The sequence below is a fragment of the Streptomyces yaizuensis genome (assembly GCF_034961445.1).
Taxonomy (GTDB): domain Bacteria; phylum Actinomycetota; class Actinomycetes; order Streptomycetales; family Streptomycetaceae; genus Streptomyces; species Streptomyces yaizuensis.
The window spans coordinates 103,362-120,200 of record NZ_BSBI01000022.1; the positions used below are offsets into that span (position 1 = coordinate 103,362).

Annotated in this window: 8 protein-coding genes, 1 tRNA gene and 1 rRNA gene; 1 reads left to right on the plus strand and 9 read right to left on the minus strand. The window is 70.4% G+C overall.

All coding sequences use genetic code 11. The annotated features are described in order from the left end of the window. Positions 1-71 precede the first annotated feature (71 nt). The 7 genes from SYYSPA8_RS35845 to SYYSPA8_RS35875 form a co-directional block, all read right to left on the minus strand. Positions 72-581: a CinA family protein gene (locus SYYSPA8_RS35845; RefSeq protein ID WP_323451648.1), complete on the minus strand. Its 510-nt coding sequence runs from the start codon at positions 579-581 to the stop codon at positions 72-74. Next, positions 578-1,243: a CDP-diacylglycerol--glycerol-3-phosphate 3-phosphatidyltransferase gene (gene pgsA / locus SYYSPA8_RS35850; protein ID WP_323451649.1), complete on the minus strand. Its 666-nt coding sequence runs from the start codon at positions 1,241-1,243 to the stop codon at positions 578-580. Before pgsA ends, SYYSPA8_RS35845 begins: the two co-directional genes overlap by 4 nt. Continuing rightward, entirely contained in the window at positions 1,240-2,742 is a 1,503-nt protein-coding gene (gene rimO / locus SYYSPA8_RS35855) for a 30S ribosomal protein S12 methylthiotransferase RimO (RefSeq protein ID WP_323451650.1), read from the minus strand. Before rimO ends, pgsA begins: the two co-directional genes overlap by 4 nt. Before the next feature lie 81 nt (positions 2,743-2,823). Next, positions 2,824-3,693, minus strand: a complete 870-nt coding sequence (locus SYYSPA8_RS35860) for a helix-turn-helix domain-containing protein (protein WP_407706156.1) — start codon at positions 3,691-3,693, stop codon at positions 2,824-2,826. Between the two features lie 207 nt (positions 3,694-3,900). Next, entirely contained in the window at positions 3,901-6,723 is a 2,823-nt protein-coding gene (locus tag SYYSPA8_RS35865; RefSeq protein ID WP_323451652.1) for a DNA translocase FtsK, read from the minus strand. A gap of 351 nt (positions 6,724-7,074) precedes the next feature. After that, the gene (locus SYYSPA8_RS35870; RefSeq protein ID WP_323451653.1) at positions 7,075-7,758 is read right to left on the minus strand and encodes a response regulator; all 684 of its coding nucleotides are present in this window, start codon (positions 7,756-7,758) and stop codon (positions 7,075-7,077) included. 263 nt (positions 7,759-8,021) lie between these two features. Beyond that, positions 8,022-13,451 (minus strand): HAMP domain-containing protein, encoded by a 5,430-nt coding sequence (locus SYYSPA8_RS35875; RefSeq protein ID WP_323451654.1) that lies wholly within the window; start codon positions 13,449-13,451, stop codon positions 8,022-8,024. A 270-nt stretch (positions 13,452-13,721) separates the two neighbouring features. Between SYYSPA8_RS35875 and SYYSPA8_RS35880 the strand changes: the two genes are divergently transcribed. Next, on the plus strand, positions 13,722-16,376 hold the full coding sequence (locus SYYSPA8_RS35880) for a SpoIIE family protein phosphatase (RefSeq protein ID WP_323451655.1): 2,655 nt from the start codon (positions 13,722-13,724) through the stop codon (positions 16,374-16,376). Between the two features lie 56 nt (positions 16,377-16,432). Here the strand turns inward: SYYSPA8_RS35880 and SYYSPA8_RS35885 are convergent. Next, positions 16,433-16,505, minus strand: a tRNA-Thr gene (locus tag SYYSPA8_RS35885). Between the two features lie 267 nt (positions 16,506-16,772). After that, positions 16,773-16,839, minus strand: a 5S ribosomal RNA gene (gene rrf, locus SYYSPA8_RS38515); the annotation flags it as partial.

The following is a 16,839-nucleotide window of genomic DNA, read 5'->3' on the forward strand; positions in this document are numbered from 1 at the left end:
ACGCCCCACCGTACCGCCTTGTGCTGCGGCCGTGCGGGGAGCGATGTCGTGTTCACTCAGGGCTGCAAACATCAATTCCCCCCGTTCTGTTCCGTATCCTGTGCCCGCGCAGCCCCCCGGAGTTCGTCCAGCAGCAGCACGAGTACGCTCCGTACACTTTCTTTACGGATTTCCGCCCGGCTGCCGTTCAATCGCAGCGCGGCCGTTTTCTCCGTTCCGTCCGCTCCCGAGAGCGCCACATGGACGGTGCCGACGGGCTGCCCGTCCTGGGCGGCGGGACCCGCCACTCCGGTGGTCGCGATGCCCCAGGCGGCGCCAAGCGCTCGCCGGACACCCGTCGCCATCTGCAACGCAACCTCGGAATCGACCGCTCCGCGCTCCTCCAGGAGGGTGGGGTCGACACCCAGGAGGTCCCGCTTCAGGTCGGTCGCGTAGGCGGTCACGGAGCCCCGGAAGACGACGGAGGCCCCGGGGACCTCCGTCAGCTCCGCGGCCACGAGGCCACCCGTCAGGGATTCCGCGGCGGCCAGTGTCTCACCACGCTCCGCAAGCAGAGCCAGGACCCGGGCCGCCGTCGTCATCGCGGGCTCCCTGCCGTGCCGCGCTCCTTGGCGAGTCCCCGCCGCCTCAGGGTGACCGCCTGTCGCACATAGTCGAGCCCGGTGATGACCGTGAGCGCGACGGCGACCCCCATCACCCAGAAGCGGAGGGTGGCCAGCGGCCCGGTCAGCGCCAGGACGTACATCCCCACCGCCGTGCCCTGCGCCAGGGTCTTCAGCTTGCCGCCCCGGCTGGCCGGGATCACGCCGTGACGGATCACCCAGAACCGCATCAGCGTGACGCCCAGCTCCCGGAAGAGGATCACCGCCGTCACCCACCACGGCAGATCGCCGAGGGCGGAGAGACAGATCAGCCCGGCGGCCATGATCGCCTTGTCCGCGATCGGATCGGCGATCTTCCCGAAGTCCGTGACCAGGTTGTACGTCCGCGCCAGATGGCCGTCGAAGATGTCCGTGATCATGGCGACGGCGAACGCCGCCCATGCCCAGGCACGCCAGGCGGGGTCGTACCCGCCGTCCTGGAGCATCAGGACGACGAAGGCCGGCACCAGCACCAGACGGAGCATGGTGAGGAGATTGGCGATGTTCCAGAGACTGGCCTGATTGACGGCCGCAGCGCCCAGCTTGCCACCGGGGGCGGGCCTGCCGGAGCCGCCCCCTGCGGATGCCGGCACTCCGGTCATCTGCCCGCCTCCTCGCCCGGGGCCCGGCCGCCGGTCCGCACGTCCTCGCAGTACTCGGCCAGCAGGTCGACGCCCTCGGTGCCGACGGCCTTCGCCACGACCATACGGCCGGGCACCAGGTGCTCGCTCGTGGTGAACACGATCTGGCCGTCGGTCTCCGGCGCCTGGTGCGCGGCCCGGCCCACGGCCCCGTCCTCGCCGTCCACCGACTCGACCAGGACCTCCAGCATCTCCCCGAGCCGCTCCTCGGCACGCTGCGCGGTCAGCTCCTCGGCGAGCCGGGACAGGTGCGCCAGCCGCTCGCCGATGACGTCCTCGTCCAGCTTGCCGTCGTAACCGGCGGCCTCGGTGCCGTCCTCGTCGGAATAGCCGAAGACACCGATGGCGTCCAGGCGGGCATGGGTGAGGAAGCGCTCCAGCTCGGCGAAGTCCGCCTCGCTCTCGCCGGGGAATCCGACGATGAAGTTGGAGCGCACACCGGCCTGCGGGGCCTTGGAGCGGATGGTCTGCAGCAGTTCGAGGAAGCGCTCGGTGTCCCCGAAGCGGCGCATCGAGCGCAGCACGGCGGGGGCGGAGTGCTGGAAGGAGAGGTCGAAGTAGGGCGCCACCTTCGGCGTGCCGGTCAGCACGTCGATGAGGCCGGGGCGCATCTCGGCGGGCTGGAGGTAGCTCACGCGGACGCGCTCGATGCCGTCGACGGCCGCCAGCTCGGGCAGCAGCGTCTCCAGGAGCCGGATGTCGCCGAGGTCCTTGCCGTAGGAGGTGTTGTTCTCGGAGACGAGCATGACCTCCTTCACGCCCTGCTCGGCCAGCCAGCGGGTCTCACCGAGGACGTCGCTGGGGCGGCGGGAGATGAAGGAGCCCCGGAAGGAGGGGATGGCGCAGAAGGAGCAGCGCCGGTCGCAGCCGGAGGCCAGCTTCACGGAGGCGACGGGGCTGCTGCCCAGTCTGCGGCGGAGCGGGGCGCGCGGGCCGGAGCCGGGCGCGACCCCCTCGGGGAGGTCGGCGATCGGGGCGGGCGTATCCCCGTGGCCCGGCAGCGCGACCCCGGCGGCGGCCTCGGCCTGCCGCTCGACGGGGCTCAGGGGCAGCAGTTTGCGCCGGTCACGGGGGGTGTGCGAGGCGTGGATGCCGCCGTTGAGGATGGTCTGGAGGCGGTCGGAGATATCGGCGTAGTCGTCAAAGCCGAGGACTCCGTCGGCCTCGGGCAGCGCGTCGGCCAGCTCCTTGCCGTACCGCTCGGCCATGCAGCCGACCGCGACGACGGCCTGGGTCTTTCCATGGTCCTTGAGGTCGTTGGCCTCAAGCAGGGCGTCGACGGAGTCCTTCTTGGCGGCCTCCACGAAGCCGCAGGTGTTGACGACGGCGACATCCGCGTCGGCGGCGTCCTCGACGAGCTGCCAGCCGTCCGCTGCCAAGCGGCCTGCCAGCTCCTCCGAGTCCACCTCGTTACGGGCGCAGCCAAGAGTGACAAGGGCGACGGTACGGCGTTCGGGCATGGGCTCAAGACTACTTTGTCCCGGCCCACGCCCCTGCCGCGAGGGCTCCCTCCGCCCGCCGCGCATACGCTCCGTGAGGGATCAGCCGACCTCGGGGTCGCCCTTCGTGTACGAGAGCCGCTCGACCTGACCTGGCCGGAAACCGCCGTCGACCTTCTTGCCGTTGACGAACAGCTCGATCGCTCCGGCGTTCCCGAGGATCAGATCGATCCCCTCTTTGTCCTGGAAGGTCTTGGATTCCCCCTTGGCGAGGGTCCCGTCGAAGATCAGTCGGCCATTGCGGGCCTTGGCCGAAATCCAGCTGCGGTCGTCGACGACGGAGAGCCGTACGGTGACCTTGTCCTTCGGCACGGCGGCGATGGCACTGTCCGTCGGAACGGGCTTGGGGTCGGCGGGCTTGCCGCTCGGCCGGGTCGACGCCTTGGCCCCCGGCGCCTGGCCCTCCGCGACCGTACGCTCCCGGCCGCTGCGGTCGTCACCGCCGCTGAACAGGGTGAATCCGACGAAGCCGACCACGGCGACGATCGCGGCGACCATGGCCGCCGTCCAGTTGGGCCGGCGGGCGTCCGGCCGGATCCGCTCCGCTTCGAAGAGGGGCGCGGCCGGGGTGGGCGCGGGCCGCCCGCCGCGCTCGGCGTCGTACCGCTCGATCAGCGGAGCGGGGTCGGTCCCGACCCGCCGCGCGATCATCCGGATGTGTCCGCGGGCGTAGACGTCGCCGCCGCTGCGGCTGAAATCGTCCTGCTCGATCGCGTGGATGATCGGGACCCGCACCCGGGTGGCGGCACTGACCTCGTCGACGGTCAGACCGGCGGAGATCCGGGCCTGCTGGAGCACCCGGCCGATGGAAGGCCCTTCGTCCACGGGAGAGGTCCCACCCGGGGAAGTCCCACCGGGCGGAGTCCCGCCGGGGGAAGGCCGGTCGTCTTCGGGGGAGTTGCCGAGGGACACAGGGGTGCCTTTCGAGCGTGTAACCACCTGCTGGAGGTTCAGTGTATGGCTGGTACGAAAGGGTGGGGCAACCGGGCGGACGGAGTTTGTACGCCATCCGAATGGCCGATGGCCGCCGGACTGACGGAACGGGTTCCTTCCCTCATTCCAACTGGACGTACGAGCGAGGGAAACGGTTGCTCGCCAAACGCCCGGCGAGCCGAACCCTTATGGGTGAGGCTCCCCCCGGATCAGGGCGAGCACACCGTCCAGCTCCTCGGGTTTCACCAGGACGTCCCGTGCCTTGGACCCCTCGCTGGGGCCGACGACACCGCGCGACTCCATCAGGTCCATCAGCCGTCCAGCCTTGGCGAAGCCGACGCGCAGCTTGCGCTGGAGCATCGAGGTCGACCCGAACTGCGTGGACACCACCAGCTCCGCCGCCTGGCAGAGCAGGTCCAGATCGTCGCCGATCTCCTCGTCGATCTCCCGCTTCTGCTGGGAGCCGACGACGACGTCCTCCCGGAAGACGGGCGTCATCTGGTCCTTGCAGTGCTGTACGACCGCCGCGACCTCGTCCTCGGTGACGAAGGCGCCCTGCATCCGGACCGGCTTGTTGGCCCCCATCGGCAGGAACAGGCCGTCGCCCTTGCCGATCAGCTTCTCGGCGCCCGGCTGGTCCAGGATGACGCGGGAGTCCGCGAGCGAGGAGGTCGCGAACGCCAGCCGCGAGGGCACGTTCGCCTTGATCAGACCGGTGACGACATCGACGGACGGCCGCTGGGTGGCCAGCACCAGATGGATGCCGGCCGCCCGCGCGAGCTGGGTGATCCGGACGACGGAGTCCTCCACGTCCCGGGGGGCCACCATCATCAGGTCCGCCAGCTCGTCCACGATGACCAGCAGATACGGGTACGGCTGCAACTCGCGCCCGCTGCCCTCCGGCGGCTTCGCCTTGCCCGCCCGGACGGCCGCGTTGAAGTCGTCGATGTGCCGGTACCCGTAGGCCGCGAGGTCGTCGTAGCGCAGGTCCATCTCGCGGACCACCCACTGGAGGGCCTCGGCGGCCCGCTTCGGGTTGGTGATGATCGGCGTGATCAGATGCGGGATGCCCTCGTAGGCGGTGAGTTCGACCCGCTTGGGGTCGACCAGCACCATCCGGACGTCCTCGGGGGTCGCTCTTATCATGACCGAGGTGATCAGGCAGTTGATGCACGACGACTTGCCGGAACCGGTGGCCCCGGCGACCAGGACGTGCGGCATCTTCGCCAGGTTGGCCATCACATAGCCGCCCTCCACGTCCTTGCCGAGCGCGACCAGCATCGGATGGTCGTCGCCCGCCGCGTCCGCGAGCCGCAGCACGTCGCCGAGCTTGACCATCTCCCGGTCGGTGTTGGGGATCTCGATCCCGACGGCGGACTTCCCCGGGATCGGCGAGATGATCCGTACGTCGGGACTGGCGACGGCGTACGCGATGTTCTTGGTCAGGGCCGTGATCCGCTCGACCTTCACGGCCGGGCCCAGCTCCACCTCGTACCGGGTCACCGTCGGCCCCCGGGTGAAGCCGGTGACGGCGGCGTCGACCTTGAACTCCACAAACACATTGGTCAGCGCGGCGACGACGCTGTCGTTGGCGGCACTGCGCGTCTTGCCCGGACCACCGCGCTCCAGCAGGTCCAGCGCGGGCAGCGAGTAGGTGATGTCCCCGGAGAGCTGGAGCTGCTCCGCGCGCGGCGGCAGGGGGCGGTCCGCCTCGGGGGCCGGCTTGGTCAGATCCGGTACGGAAGGGGAGGCGCCGGCCGGGGGGCGGGGCCCGCGCGCGGGCGGCACCGGCCGGCCCAGGGCCTCCTCCCGGTCCGCCGTCAGATCCTTGGTCAGATCCGCGACCAGCGGCGACGGCGGCAGACCGTTCAGGACGGCCCCGTCGAGGGCGGCGGCAGCGGCGGCCGCCACGTCGACCGCGTCCTGGGTGCGGCCCGCGCCGGATTCACCGGCGGTACGGGATCCGCGCCGCCGGTTCAGCGCCGCCTCCTCGGCCGACTCCGCGTCGACGTCGAGGACCTGCGGCCGTCCTCCCCGCCGGGCCGGACCCGCCGGCCCGGATGTCCCGTCCCGCCACGGCTCCTCGTACCGCTGCCCGTCCTCGCCCGGCTCCCACTCCTCCTCCTCGCCGGGGGCGATCAGATGGAGCCAGACGCCGAGCCGGCGCAGCCGCCGGGGGATCGCCGTGACCGGGGTCGCGGTGACCACGAGCAGCCCGAAGAAGGTCAGGAGCAGCAGCAGGGGTACGGCGAGGGCCGCCGTCATGGTGAAGATCAGCGGCTCGGCGGCGCCCCAGCCGATCAGTCCGCCCGCGTCCCGGACGGCCTCCGTGTCGGCGCGCTCGGGCGCTCCACAGGCGATGTGGACCTGCCCCAGCACCCCGATGACCAGCGCGGACAGTCCGATCACGATCCGGCCGTTGGCTTCGGGGCGCTCCGGGCGCAGGAAGAGCCGCATCGCGATCACGCCCAGCAGTATCGGCACCACGAGATCGAGACGGCCGAACGCGCCGGTCACCAGCATCTCGACCAGGTCGCCGACCGGGCCGCGCAGATTCGCCCAGGTGCCGGCGGCGACGATCAGCGCGAGCCCGAGGAGGAGCAGCGCGAGCCCGTCCTTGCGGTGGGCCGGGTCGAGGCCCTTGGCACCCCGCCCTATGCCCCGGAAGAGCGCGCCCACACCCCGCCCGAGCCCGCGCACCAGCCTCCGGAAGGCCCCGGGGGACGCGGGTTGCGGGGCGGTCTTGCGGGCCGCGGCCTTCTTCGCGGGAGCCTTCTTCGCCGGGGCCTTGCGGGCGGGTGCCTTCTTCGCGGCAGGTTTCCCGCCGGCGGATTTCCCGGCCGGTGACGTGGCGGCGGCCGGGGGCTTGGCGGCGCCCCGGGGCGCCGCCGGCTTGCCGGGGGCCGCCTTCTTCTTCGCCACGCCGGCGGGACCGCTCGTCCGGCCGGTGCGCGGCTTGGCGGAGCCCGCCTTCTCCTCGGAACCCTTGCCGGACGTACGTGAAGCCATGGGGGTGAGATTACCGGTGACGGCCGCGGTGGACACGTGTGCCCACATCTTCACCCGTTGGTGTCGCTCCGGCGGCGGTGGACGGGTGACGGCGCCTCAGGTTCCTTCCCGACGGAGCCGGTACGTACGAGGGTGTCTCGCGGATGGTGCCCGTGGCGGCCGAACGGTTCCGGCGGCCCGGCACCTGCGGAACGGTCCACCGACGGCTCGGATCGCCCGCCCGGCACCCGCGTGATCCACCGGCCTCAGAACTTCCGGGGCACGGCCCACCGTGCCCCGCTCACGCCTCCTGTCCCCCGGTCCCGGCCGATTCACCCGGGCGGATCGCCGCCCGGTGCTCCGCGCCCGCGCTCAGCTCTGCGTCGGCAGGGCGCTCGGCCCGCCGGTGCCCGGCTCCAATGCGTCCAGGGCGCGCCGCAGCCCGGTGAGTTTGCGCTCCAGATGGGCGGCCGTCGCGACCGCCGCCACATCGGCCGACTCGTCGTCGAGCTGCTTCGACAGCGCCTCCGCCTGCTCCTCGACCGCCGCGAGCCGCGCGGACAGCTCGGCGAGCAGCCCCACCGGCTCCCGGCCGTCACCGCCCGCGCCGGCGCGGCCACCGCCTTCGAGCTGGAGCCGCAGCAGCGCCGCCTGCTCCCTCAGTTGACAGTTCTTCATGTAGAGGTCGACGAAGACCGAGACCTTCGCCCGCAGGACCCACGGATCGAACGGCTTGGAAATGTAGTCGACCGCGCCCGCCGCATAACCCCGGAAGGTGTGGTGCGGCCCATGGTTGATCGCGGTGAGAAAGATGATCGGAATGTCCCTGGTCCGCTCCCGCCGCTTGATGTGCGCGGCGGTCTCGAAACCGTCCATGCCAGGCATCTGAACGTCCAGCAGAATGACCGCGAAATCATCGGTCAGCAGCGCCTTGAGCGCTTCCTCCCCTGACGATGCCCGCACCAGTGTCTGATCGAGCGCGGAAAGAATGGCCTCCAGCGCCAGCAGATTCTCCGGCCGGTCATCAACCAGGAGGATCTTGGCCTTCTGCACCATGCCCCGTCCTCCTCGCCCCGGCCTGGGGTCTCCCCGGCTCCAGGAGCCGGAGCGCGCCACCGGCGCCGCCCCAGGGGGCGACTCCCTTGCGTCGCCCAATGTTGTGCCGGTCATGGTAGCCGCACCCCGCCCGTCGCCACACCCTGTCACCGCGATGTCACTGTGCACATAGCAGAAACGTGAGGAGGGTCCGAAAGGTTCCCCGTACGACGGCCGCGCACACACCTTCCGCCACAGTCAGTCAGCAACGGGCGGGGAAGCGGTCACCGTGCGCGCACCCACTGCTCCATCACCGTGAGCAGATGATCGGGATCGACGGGCTTGGTGACATAGTCCGACGCCCCCGACTCGATCGCCTTCTCCCGGTCGCCCTTCATCGCCTTCGCGGTGAGCGCGATGATCGGCAGCCCCGCGAACTGCGGCATCCTGCGGATCGCCGTCGTCGTCGCGTAGCCGTCCATCTCCGGCATCATGATGTCCATCAGCACGACCGTGACGTCGTCGTGCTGCTCCAGCACCTCGATGCCCTCCCGCCCGTTCTCCGCGTACAGCACCGTCAGACCGTGCTGCTCCAGCACGCTGGTGAGCGCGAACACATTGCGGATGTCGTCGTCGACGATGAGCACCTTCTCGTTGTCGAAGGCGTAGGTGCGCCGGGGCTCCGGCGGCTCGGCGAGCCCGCCCAGGGCGCTCGCGTCCTGCCCCTGCGCTCCTCCCGCGGCCGTGGGCAGCGCGGAGCGCGCCTCGGCGCTCTCCCGGGCCTTGCGCCGCCGGAAGAGGGTCGCCGACGAGGAGTGCCCGACCTGCCGCACCCGCTCCGGCTGCTCGGCCTCCTCCAGCGCCGGGCCGTCCCCTCCCATGCCCTGCCCGTTCGACGGCGGCTCGATCGGGCGCAGCGGCAGATAGAGCGTGAACGTGGAGCCCCGGCCCGGCTCGCTCGCCGCGTGGATCTCCCCGCCCAGCAGCCGGGCGATCTCCCGGCTGATCGACAGACCCAGGCCGGTGCCGCCGTACTTGCGGCTCGTGGTGCCGTCGGCCTGCTTGAACGCCTCGAAGATCACCCGCATCTTGCCCGCCGCGATCCCGATGCCGGTGTCCGTGACGGAGAACGCGATCAGATCGCCGTCGGGGTCCCGCAGGGAGCCCACCTCCAGCAGCTGTTCCCGGATCGACTGCGGCACATCGGCCGCGGCCGGCCGGATCACCAGCTCCACCGAGCCGCTGTCGGTGAACTTCACCGCGTTCGACAGGAGGTTGCGCAGCACCTGGAGCAGCCGCTGCTCGTCCGTGTGGAGCGTCGCGGGCAGCTCGGGCGAGACCCGTACGGAGAAGTCGAGCCCCTTCTCCGCGGTGAGCGGCCGGAATGTCGCCTCCACGTAGTCGACGAGCTGCACCAGCGCGATCCGGGTGGGGCTGACGTCCATCTTGCCCGCCTCGACCTTCGACAGGTCGAGGATGTCGTTGATCAGCTGGAGCAGGTCCGACCCCGCGCCGTGGATGGTCTCCGCGAACTCCACCTGCTTCGGGGAGAGGTTGTTCTCGGGGTTGTCCGCGAGCAGCTTGGCGAGGATCAGCAGCGAGTTCAGCGGGGTGCGCAGCTCGTGCGACATGTTCGCGAGGAACTCGCTCTTGTACCGCATGGACACGGCCAGTTGCTCGGCGCGCTCCTCCAGTACCTGCCGGGCCTCTTCGATCTCGGTGTTCTTGACCTCGATGTCCCGGTTCTGCTGGGCCAGCAGCTCGGCCTTCTCCTCCAGTTCGGCGTTGGACGCCTGGAGTGCGCTCTGCCGGTTCTCCAGTTCGGCGGAGCGCTCCCGCAGTTGCTCGGTCAGCTCCTGCGACTGCTTCAGCAGTACCTCGGTCTTGGTGTTGACGCTGATGGTGTTGACGCTGGTGCCGATCATCTCGGCGATCTGGTTGAGGAAGTCCCGCTGGATCTGGGTGAACGGCTGGAACGAGGCCAGTTCGATCACTCCGAGGACCTTGCCCTCGAACCGCACGGGCAGCACGATCACATGGGCCGGTGATGCCTCGCCGAGCCCGGAGGAGATCTTCAGATACCCCGGCGGCACATCGACCTGGATCGTCCGGTTCTCCTCGGCCGCCGTGCCGATCAGGGTCTCGCCCGGCCGGAACGAGGTCGGCATCGACCCGGCGGAGTAGCCGTAACTGGCCCGCATGACCAGCTCGTACATGCCGTCCCCGCTGCCCGTGCGCACCAGGTCCTGGCTGCCGGGTCGGACGGTCAGGAAGAATCCGCCGTGCTGCGCGGAGACGACCGGCGTCAGCTCGCTCATGATCAGTGAGGCGACGTCGTCGAGGTCCCGCCGGCCCTGCATCAGGGCGGAGATCCGGGCCAGGTTGCCCTTGAGCCAGTCCTGTTCCTCGTTGGCGAGCGTCGTGTCGCGCAGATTCGCGATCATGGTGTTGATGTTGTCCTGGAGCACCTGGATCTCACCGGCGGCGTCCACGTCGATCTTCAGATTGAGGTCGCCCCGGGTCACCGCGGTGGCCACGGCGGCGATCGCCCGCACCTGCCGGGTCAGGTTCCCGGCCATCTCGTTCACGGACTCGGTGAGGTCCCGCCAGGTGCCGTCGACGGCCCGGACCCGGGCCTGACCGCCCAGCTGCCCGTCGGTGCCCACCTCGCGGGCCACCCGGGTGACCTCCTCGGCGAACGACGACAGCTGGTCGACCATCGTGTTGATGGTGTTCTTCAGCTCCAGGATCTCGCCCCGGGCATCGATGTCGATCTTCCGGGTGAGGTCGCCCTTGGCGATCGCGGTGGTCACCGTCGCGATCTGCCGCACCTGGCCCGTCAGATTGGACGCCATCGAGTTCACCGACTCGGTGAGGTCCTTCCAGGTGCCGGAGACCCCGGGCACCTGCGCCTGACCGCCGAGGCGGCCGTCGGTGCCGACCTCCCGGGCCACGCGGGTCACCTCGTCGGCGAACGACGACAGCGTGGTCACCATCGTGTTCACCGTCTCGGCCAGCTCGGCGACCTCGCCCCGGGCCTCCACGGTGACCTTCTTGGTCAGATCGCCGCCGGCGACGGCGGCGGAGACCCGGGCGATGTTCCGCACCTGGCTGGTCAGGTTGTTCGCCATCAGATTGACGTTGTCGCTGAGGTCCTTCCAGATGCCCGTGACACCGCGGACCCGGGCCTGACCGCCCAGGACCCCTTCCGTGCCCACCTCACGGGCCACCCGGGTCACCTCGTCGGCGAAGTCCGACAACTGGTCGACCATGGTGTTCACCGTGGTCACCAGCTCCAGGATCTCGCCCTTCGCCTCCACGGTGATCTTCTTCGTGAGATCGCCCTTCGCGACGGCGGTGGTGACCTCGGCGATGTTCCGCACCTGACTGGTCAGGTTGTTCGCCATGAAGTTCACCGACTGGGTGAGGTCCTTCCAGGTGCCGGAGACGCCCTGCACCTCGGCCTGGCCGCCGAGGATGCCCTCGGTGCCGACCTCGCGCGCCACCCGCGTCACCTGCTCCGCGAAGTTGGACAGCTGATCCACCATCGTGTTGATGGTGTTCTTCAGCTCCAGGATCTCGCCCCGGGCATCCACATCGATCTTCTGCGACAGATCACCGCGCGCGACCGCCGTCGTGACCTGCGCGATCTGCCGCACCTGCGAGGTCAGATTCCCCGCCATCCCGTTGACGGAGTCGGTCAGGTCCCGCCACACACCGGCCACACCGGGCACCTGCGCCTGCCCCCCGAGCCGGCCGTCGGTGCCGACCTCCCGGGCCACCCGCGTCACCTGCTCCGCGAAGGCGGAGAGCTGGTCCACCATCGTGTTGATGGTGTTCTTCAGCTCCAGGATCTCGCCCCGCGCGTCCACATCGATCTTCTGCGACAGATCACCGCGCGCGACGGCGGTGGCGACCTGCGCGATATTGCGGACCTGGGCGGTCAGATTCCCCGCCATGAAGTTCACCGAGTCCGTCAGCTCGCGCCAGGTGCCGGAGACACCGTCCACCCGCGCCTGACCGCCGAGCCGGCCCTCCGTCCCCACGTCCCGCGCCATCCGGGTCACCTGGTCGGCGAACGACGAGAGCTGCGCCACCATCGTATTGACGGTGTTCTTCAGCTCCAGCATCTCCCCGGCCACATCCACCGTGACCTTCTGCGACAGATCACCGCGCGCGACCGCCGTCGTCACCTGCGCGATGTCCCGCACCTGACCGGTGAGGTTGTGGAACGCGTTGTTGACCGAGTCGGTGAGGTCCTTCCACGTCCCCGCCGCACCCGGCACCCGGGCCTGACCGCCGAGCCGGCCCTCGACACCGACCTCGCGGGCGACCCGCGTCACCTCGGAACCGAAGGACTGGAGCTGGTCCACCATCGTATTGACGGTGTTCTTCAGCTCCAGCATCTCCCCGGCCACATCCACCGTGACCTTCTGCGACAGATCACCATTGGCGACGGCCGTGGTCACCTGCGCGATGTCCCGCACCTGGGTCGTCAGATTCCGGAAGACCGTGTTCACCGAGTCGGTGAGGTCCTTCCAGGTCCCCGCCGCACCCGGCACCTGCGCCTGACCGCCGAGCAGCCCTTCCGCGCCGACCTCGCTCGCCACCCGCGTGACCTCGTCCGCGAACGTCCGCAGCGTCTCGGTCATCTGATTGATGGTGTCCGCGAGTTGCGCGACCTCACCCCGCGCGCTGACCGTCACCTTCTGCGACAGGTCACCGTTCGCGACCGCCGTGGTCACCTCGGCGATCCCCCGCACCTGCGAGGTCAGGTTGCCCGCCATCGTATTGACCGAGTCGGTCAGGTCCTTCCACACACCGGCCACGCCCGGCACCTCGGCCTGGCCGCCCAGCTCACCCTCCGTGCCGACCTCACGGGCCACCCGGGTCACTTCCGACCCCAGGGCCTGGAGCTGGTCCACCATCGTGTTGACGGTGTTCTTCAGCTCCAGCATCTCGCCGTCGACATGCACGGTGACCTTCTGCGACAGATCACCCATCGCGACCGCCTTGGTCACCCGGGCGATGTCCCGCACCTGGAACGTCAGCCGCTGCGCCATCGTGTTGACCGAGTCGGTCAGGTCCTTCCACGACCCCGCCGCACCCGGCACCCGGGCCTGACCGCCCAGCTTGCCCTCGGTACCGACCTCAAGGGCCACCCGCGTCACCTCGTCGGTGAACGCCGACAGCTGGTCCACCAGACCGTTGACCGTCCGCGCCACCTTCAGGAACTCGCCCCGCAGCGGCCGCAGCGCCCCGTCCGTGCCGTGCGAACGCAACTCCATCCGCTGGTCCAGCTCACCGTCGGCCACCGCCGACAGCACCCGGCCCACCTCGGACACCGGCCGCGACAAATCGTCCACCAGGGCGTTCGTCGCGTCGATCGCGGCCGCCCAGGAACCCTCGCAGGCCCCCGTCTCCAGCCGCTCGGTCAGCTTCCCCTCCCGGCCGACGACCCGGCGCACCCGCGCCATCTCCCCGGTCAGATGCAGATTGCGGTCGGCGACCTCGTTGTAGACGGCCGCGATCTCCGCCATCACATCGTCGCCCGAGACGGTCAGACGCCTGCGGAAATTACCGTCGCGCATCGACACCAGAGCACCCAGCAGCTTGTGCAGAGCCGCTGTATCGACCTCTGTCACCGTGTTGCTCCGGGATCGTCCGCCTTTCGTACGCGTGCTCGTGCCACGCGCCTCGGCGCCAGACTCCACCGTGTCCCTCCCGCAGGGGTCGACCGTACCGCCCGAACTTCATCAGGCGGCGTGCCCAGTGTTTCACCCATGCGGAACCAGGCCATAACAGTTCGGCGGCAACGCCGACCGTACCCACCCCCCACGGGGCGGAAACAGCGGCAACCGGCATCCGCTCGGACAGCGAAGGTAAGTAACCTGGCATCCGGCTGTCCAACCGCCCCGGTCCGCCCGGCCGCGGCGGCGCGGGCACGAGAACCACCACCGGGTACCTGAAGGGGCAGGCCGATCATGGCGGAGCCGGGCGTCGACACACGTACAAGGAGTTCTGTGATCACCGCGCGGGCGGCTGCCAGCTTCGATCCAGTGGGACGGTCGGTGGCGACCGCCCGGACCTTTGTCCGCGACACCCTCCAGGGGTGGGGATACTCCGATGTCGTGGACGACGCCGTCGTCCTCACCAGCGAACTCGTCACCAACGCCGTCATCCACGCCGGCACCGCCGCCGACGTACTCTGCCTCCGCGAGGAACACGGCGTCCGCGTCGAGGTCGGCGACCGCTACCCCGAACGCGAGGTCCCGATACAAGGCGCCGGCAACGCCTTCGCCCCCCTCGACAGCGAGAACGGACGCGGCCTCATGCTCTGCTCCGCACTCGCCACCCGCTGGGGCGTCGAATACGGCCCCAGCCGCAAACACGTCTGGTTCCAGCTCGACCTCCCCCAGCGCCCCGTCGGCACCCGCTCCTCCGGCCCCGTCCTGCCGACCGCACTGCTCCCCGTCGCCGACGAACGAGTACGCGTCGCCGTCGTCCAGATCGATGCCGACAACGCCGTCTCCACCTGGAACGCGGACGCGGAAGCGCTCTTCGGCCACCGCGCCGACCAGATCGTCGGCACCCCCCTGGCCGACCTCGCCGCCTGGCCCCAGACCCCCGGCACCGGCACCGGCATCGCCGAGGCCCTGGGGCTCTCCCGCTGGGAGGGCAGCTACGGCATCCGCTCCAACAACGGCCGGGTCATCCCCGTCTACGCCTCCCACCTGCGCGTACGCGACTCCCAGGGCGATCCGTCCACCGTCTGCCTGCTGGTACGGGACGACGAGCGGGCCGTCCTGGCGACCCCGCAGCGCAGCCCCGCCACCGACACCGGAAGCGAGAACGGGGCCGCCGACCCCTTCGAGGTCTTCATCGGCTCCCCCGCCCCCGACGACCTCGACGGCCTCCTCCAGAGAACCGTCGAACGCGCCCGCGACATGCTCGACGGCGACGCCGCCTTCCTGCTGCTCGCCACCGACGACGAGACCGAACTCGAAGTACGCGCCACCACCGGACTCCCCTCCGCCCGCCAGCGGTTCGCCCGCGTCCCCGTCGAAGCCGGCACCGGACGGTACGGCTCCGCCCGCATGCCCGCCGTCCACGACGACCTCGTCTCCCTCCCCGGCGCCGTCCCCCTCCTCAGCTCCACCGGCATGCGCTCCGTCGTCACCGTGCCGCTGAAGGTCGAGGGCCGGCTCACCGGCTCCCTGGGCGTCGCCGCCGAATCCGCCGGCCGGTACTCCAACGAGGAGGCCCTGCGGCTCCAGTTCGCCGCCGACCGCATCGCGCTCGCCGTCGAATCCGCCCGCCTCGGCGAACTGGAACGCCTGCGACGCGGCTCCCTCTCCTTCCTCGTCGAAGCGTCCGACCTGCTCGCCGGCACCCTCGACCGCGACCAGACCCTCGCGCTCATGGCCCAGATGACGGTCCCGACCCTGGCCACCTGGTGCGCCGTCTACACCATCGCCGACCAGTCCGCCGACCCCTACCTCAGCTATGTCCTGCACGAGGACGAGGAACGCATCGACGGCCTCAAAGCCCTCCTCTCCAAGATCCAGCCGCCGGACCCGGTGCCGGCGCCCGGCGCCCGCATCTGGGCCGCCCCGGGCCGCGCCGCCCAGCAGGCCGCCCTGCTCACCTCCCAACGCGAACTCGGCCTCGGCTCCGTCCCACCCGTCTCCTCCGGCATCGACACCACCCTCGCCACAGCGGCCGCCGTCGGCGGCGAGACCGTGGTCCTGCCCCTGGTGGCCCGCAACCGCGTCATCGGCATGCTCACCCTCGGCAAGCCCTCCGACGACCACTTCCGCCAGGAGATCCTGGAACTCGCCGAGGACCTCTCCCGCCGGGCCGCGCTCGCCCTCGACAACGCCCGTCTCTACTCGGAGCGCGTCGCCAACAGCCAGGCCCTCCAGCGCAGCCTCCTCCCGCCGGAGCTGCCCGAGGTCCCCGGCGTCGAGGTCGAGGTGATCTACCGCGCCGCCGGCGAGGGCAACGAGGTCGGCGGCGACTTCTACGACCTCTTCCCCATCCGCGACGGGGCGTACGGCTTCGCCATCGGCGATGTGTGCGGTACGGGCCCCCAGGCCGCCGCCGTCACCGGCCTGGCCCGGCACGCCCTGCGCCTGCTGGCCCGTGAGGGCTTCGGCGGCCCCGCCGTACTGGAGCGGCTGAACGCGGCCATCCTCGACGAGGGCGCCCGCAGCCGCTTCCTGACCCTGCTCTACGGCGAGCTGTGGCCCCAGGAGAACGGCGGCGCCCTCCTCAAGGTCGTCTGCGCCGGCCATCCCCTCCCGCTCCGCCTCCGCCAGGACGGCACCGTGGAGCCCGCCGCCGAACCGCAGCCCCTGCTGGGCGTCATGGAGGACCTGGAGCTGTTCGAGCAGGTCGTGACCCTCGACCCCGGCGATGTCCTGCTCTGCGTCACCGACGGTGTCACCGAACGCCGCGAGGGCAGCCGCATGCTGGGCGACGACGGCCTCACCGAAGTCCTGACCGGCTGCACCGGCCTGACGGCGGGCGCGGTCGCCGCCCGTGTCCTGCGCGCCGTGGAACGCTTCGCCGCCGAGCCCGCCTCCGACGACATGGCCATCCTCGCCATGCGCGTCCCGGGCCCGCCCGCCTCCTGAACCCACGCGGAACATACGCGAAAGGCCCCCGCCATGAGGCGGGGGCCTTTTCGTTGAGCCCCAATACGGAATCGAACCGTAGACCTTCTCCTTACCATGGAGACGCTCTACCGACTGAGCTATTGGGGCCTCTGTTGATCGCTTGCGCTGTTCAACGAGGTTAATCATACACGGTTCTGACACCGGCTCGAACCACCGTCGGCCCGTCATCCGCCTGCTGTCGCCCGCTGTCCACCGGGCGGCGGAACGCCGGCATTCGCCCGCCGGACCGGCCTTGGTGTCCGGCGGGCGCTGTGCCCGGACACGGGGTGAACAGACACGGGGTGTACGGGTCCGGAACGCAAAAAAGCCCCGGTCCCGTACACACAAGGTGTACAGGACCGGGGCCCAAAATTTGTTCGGCGGCGTCCTACTCTCCCACAGGGTCCCCCCTGCAGTACCATCGGCGCTGAAAGGCTTAGCT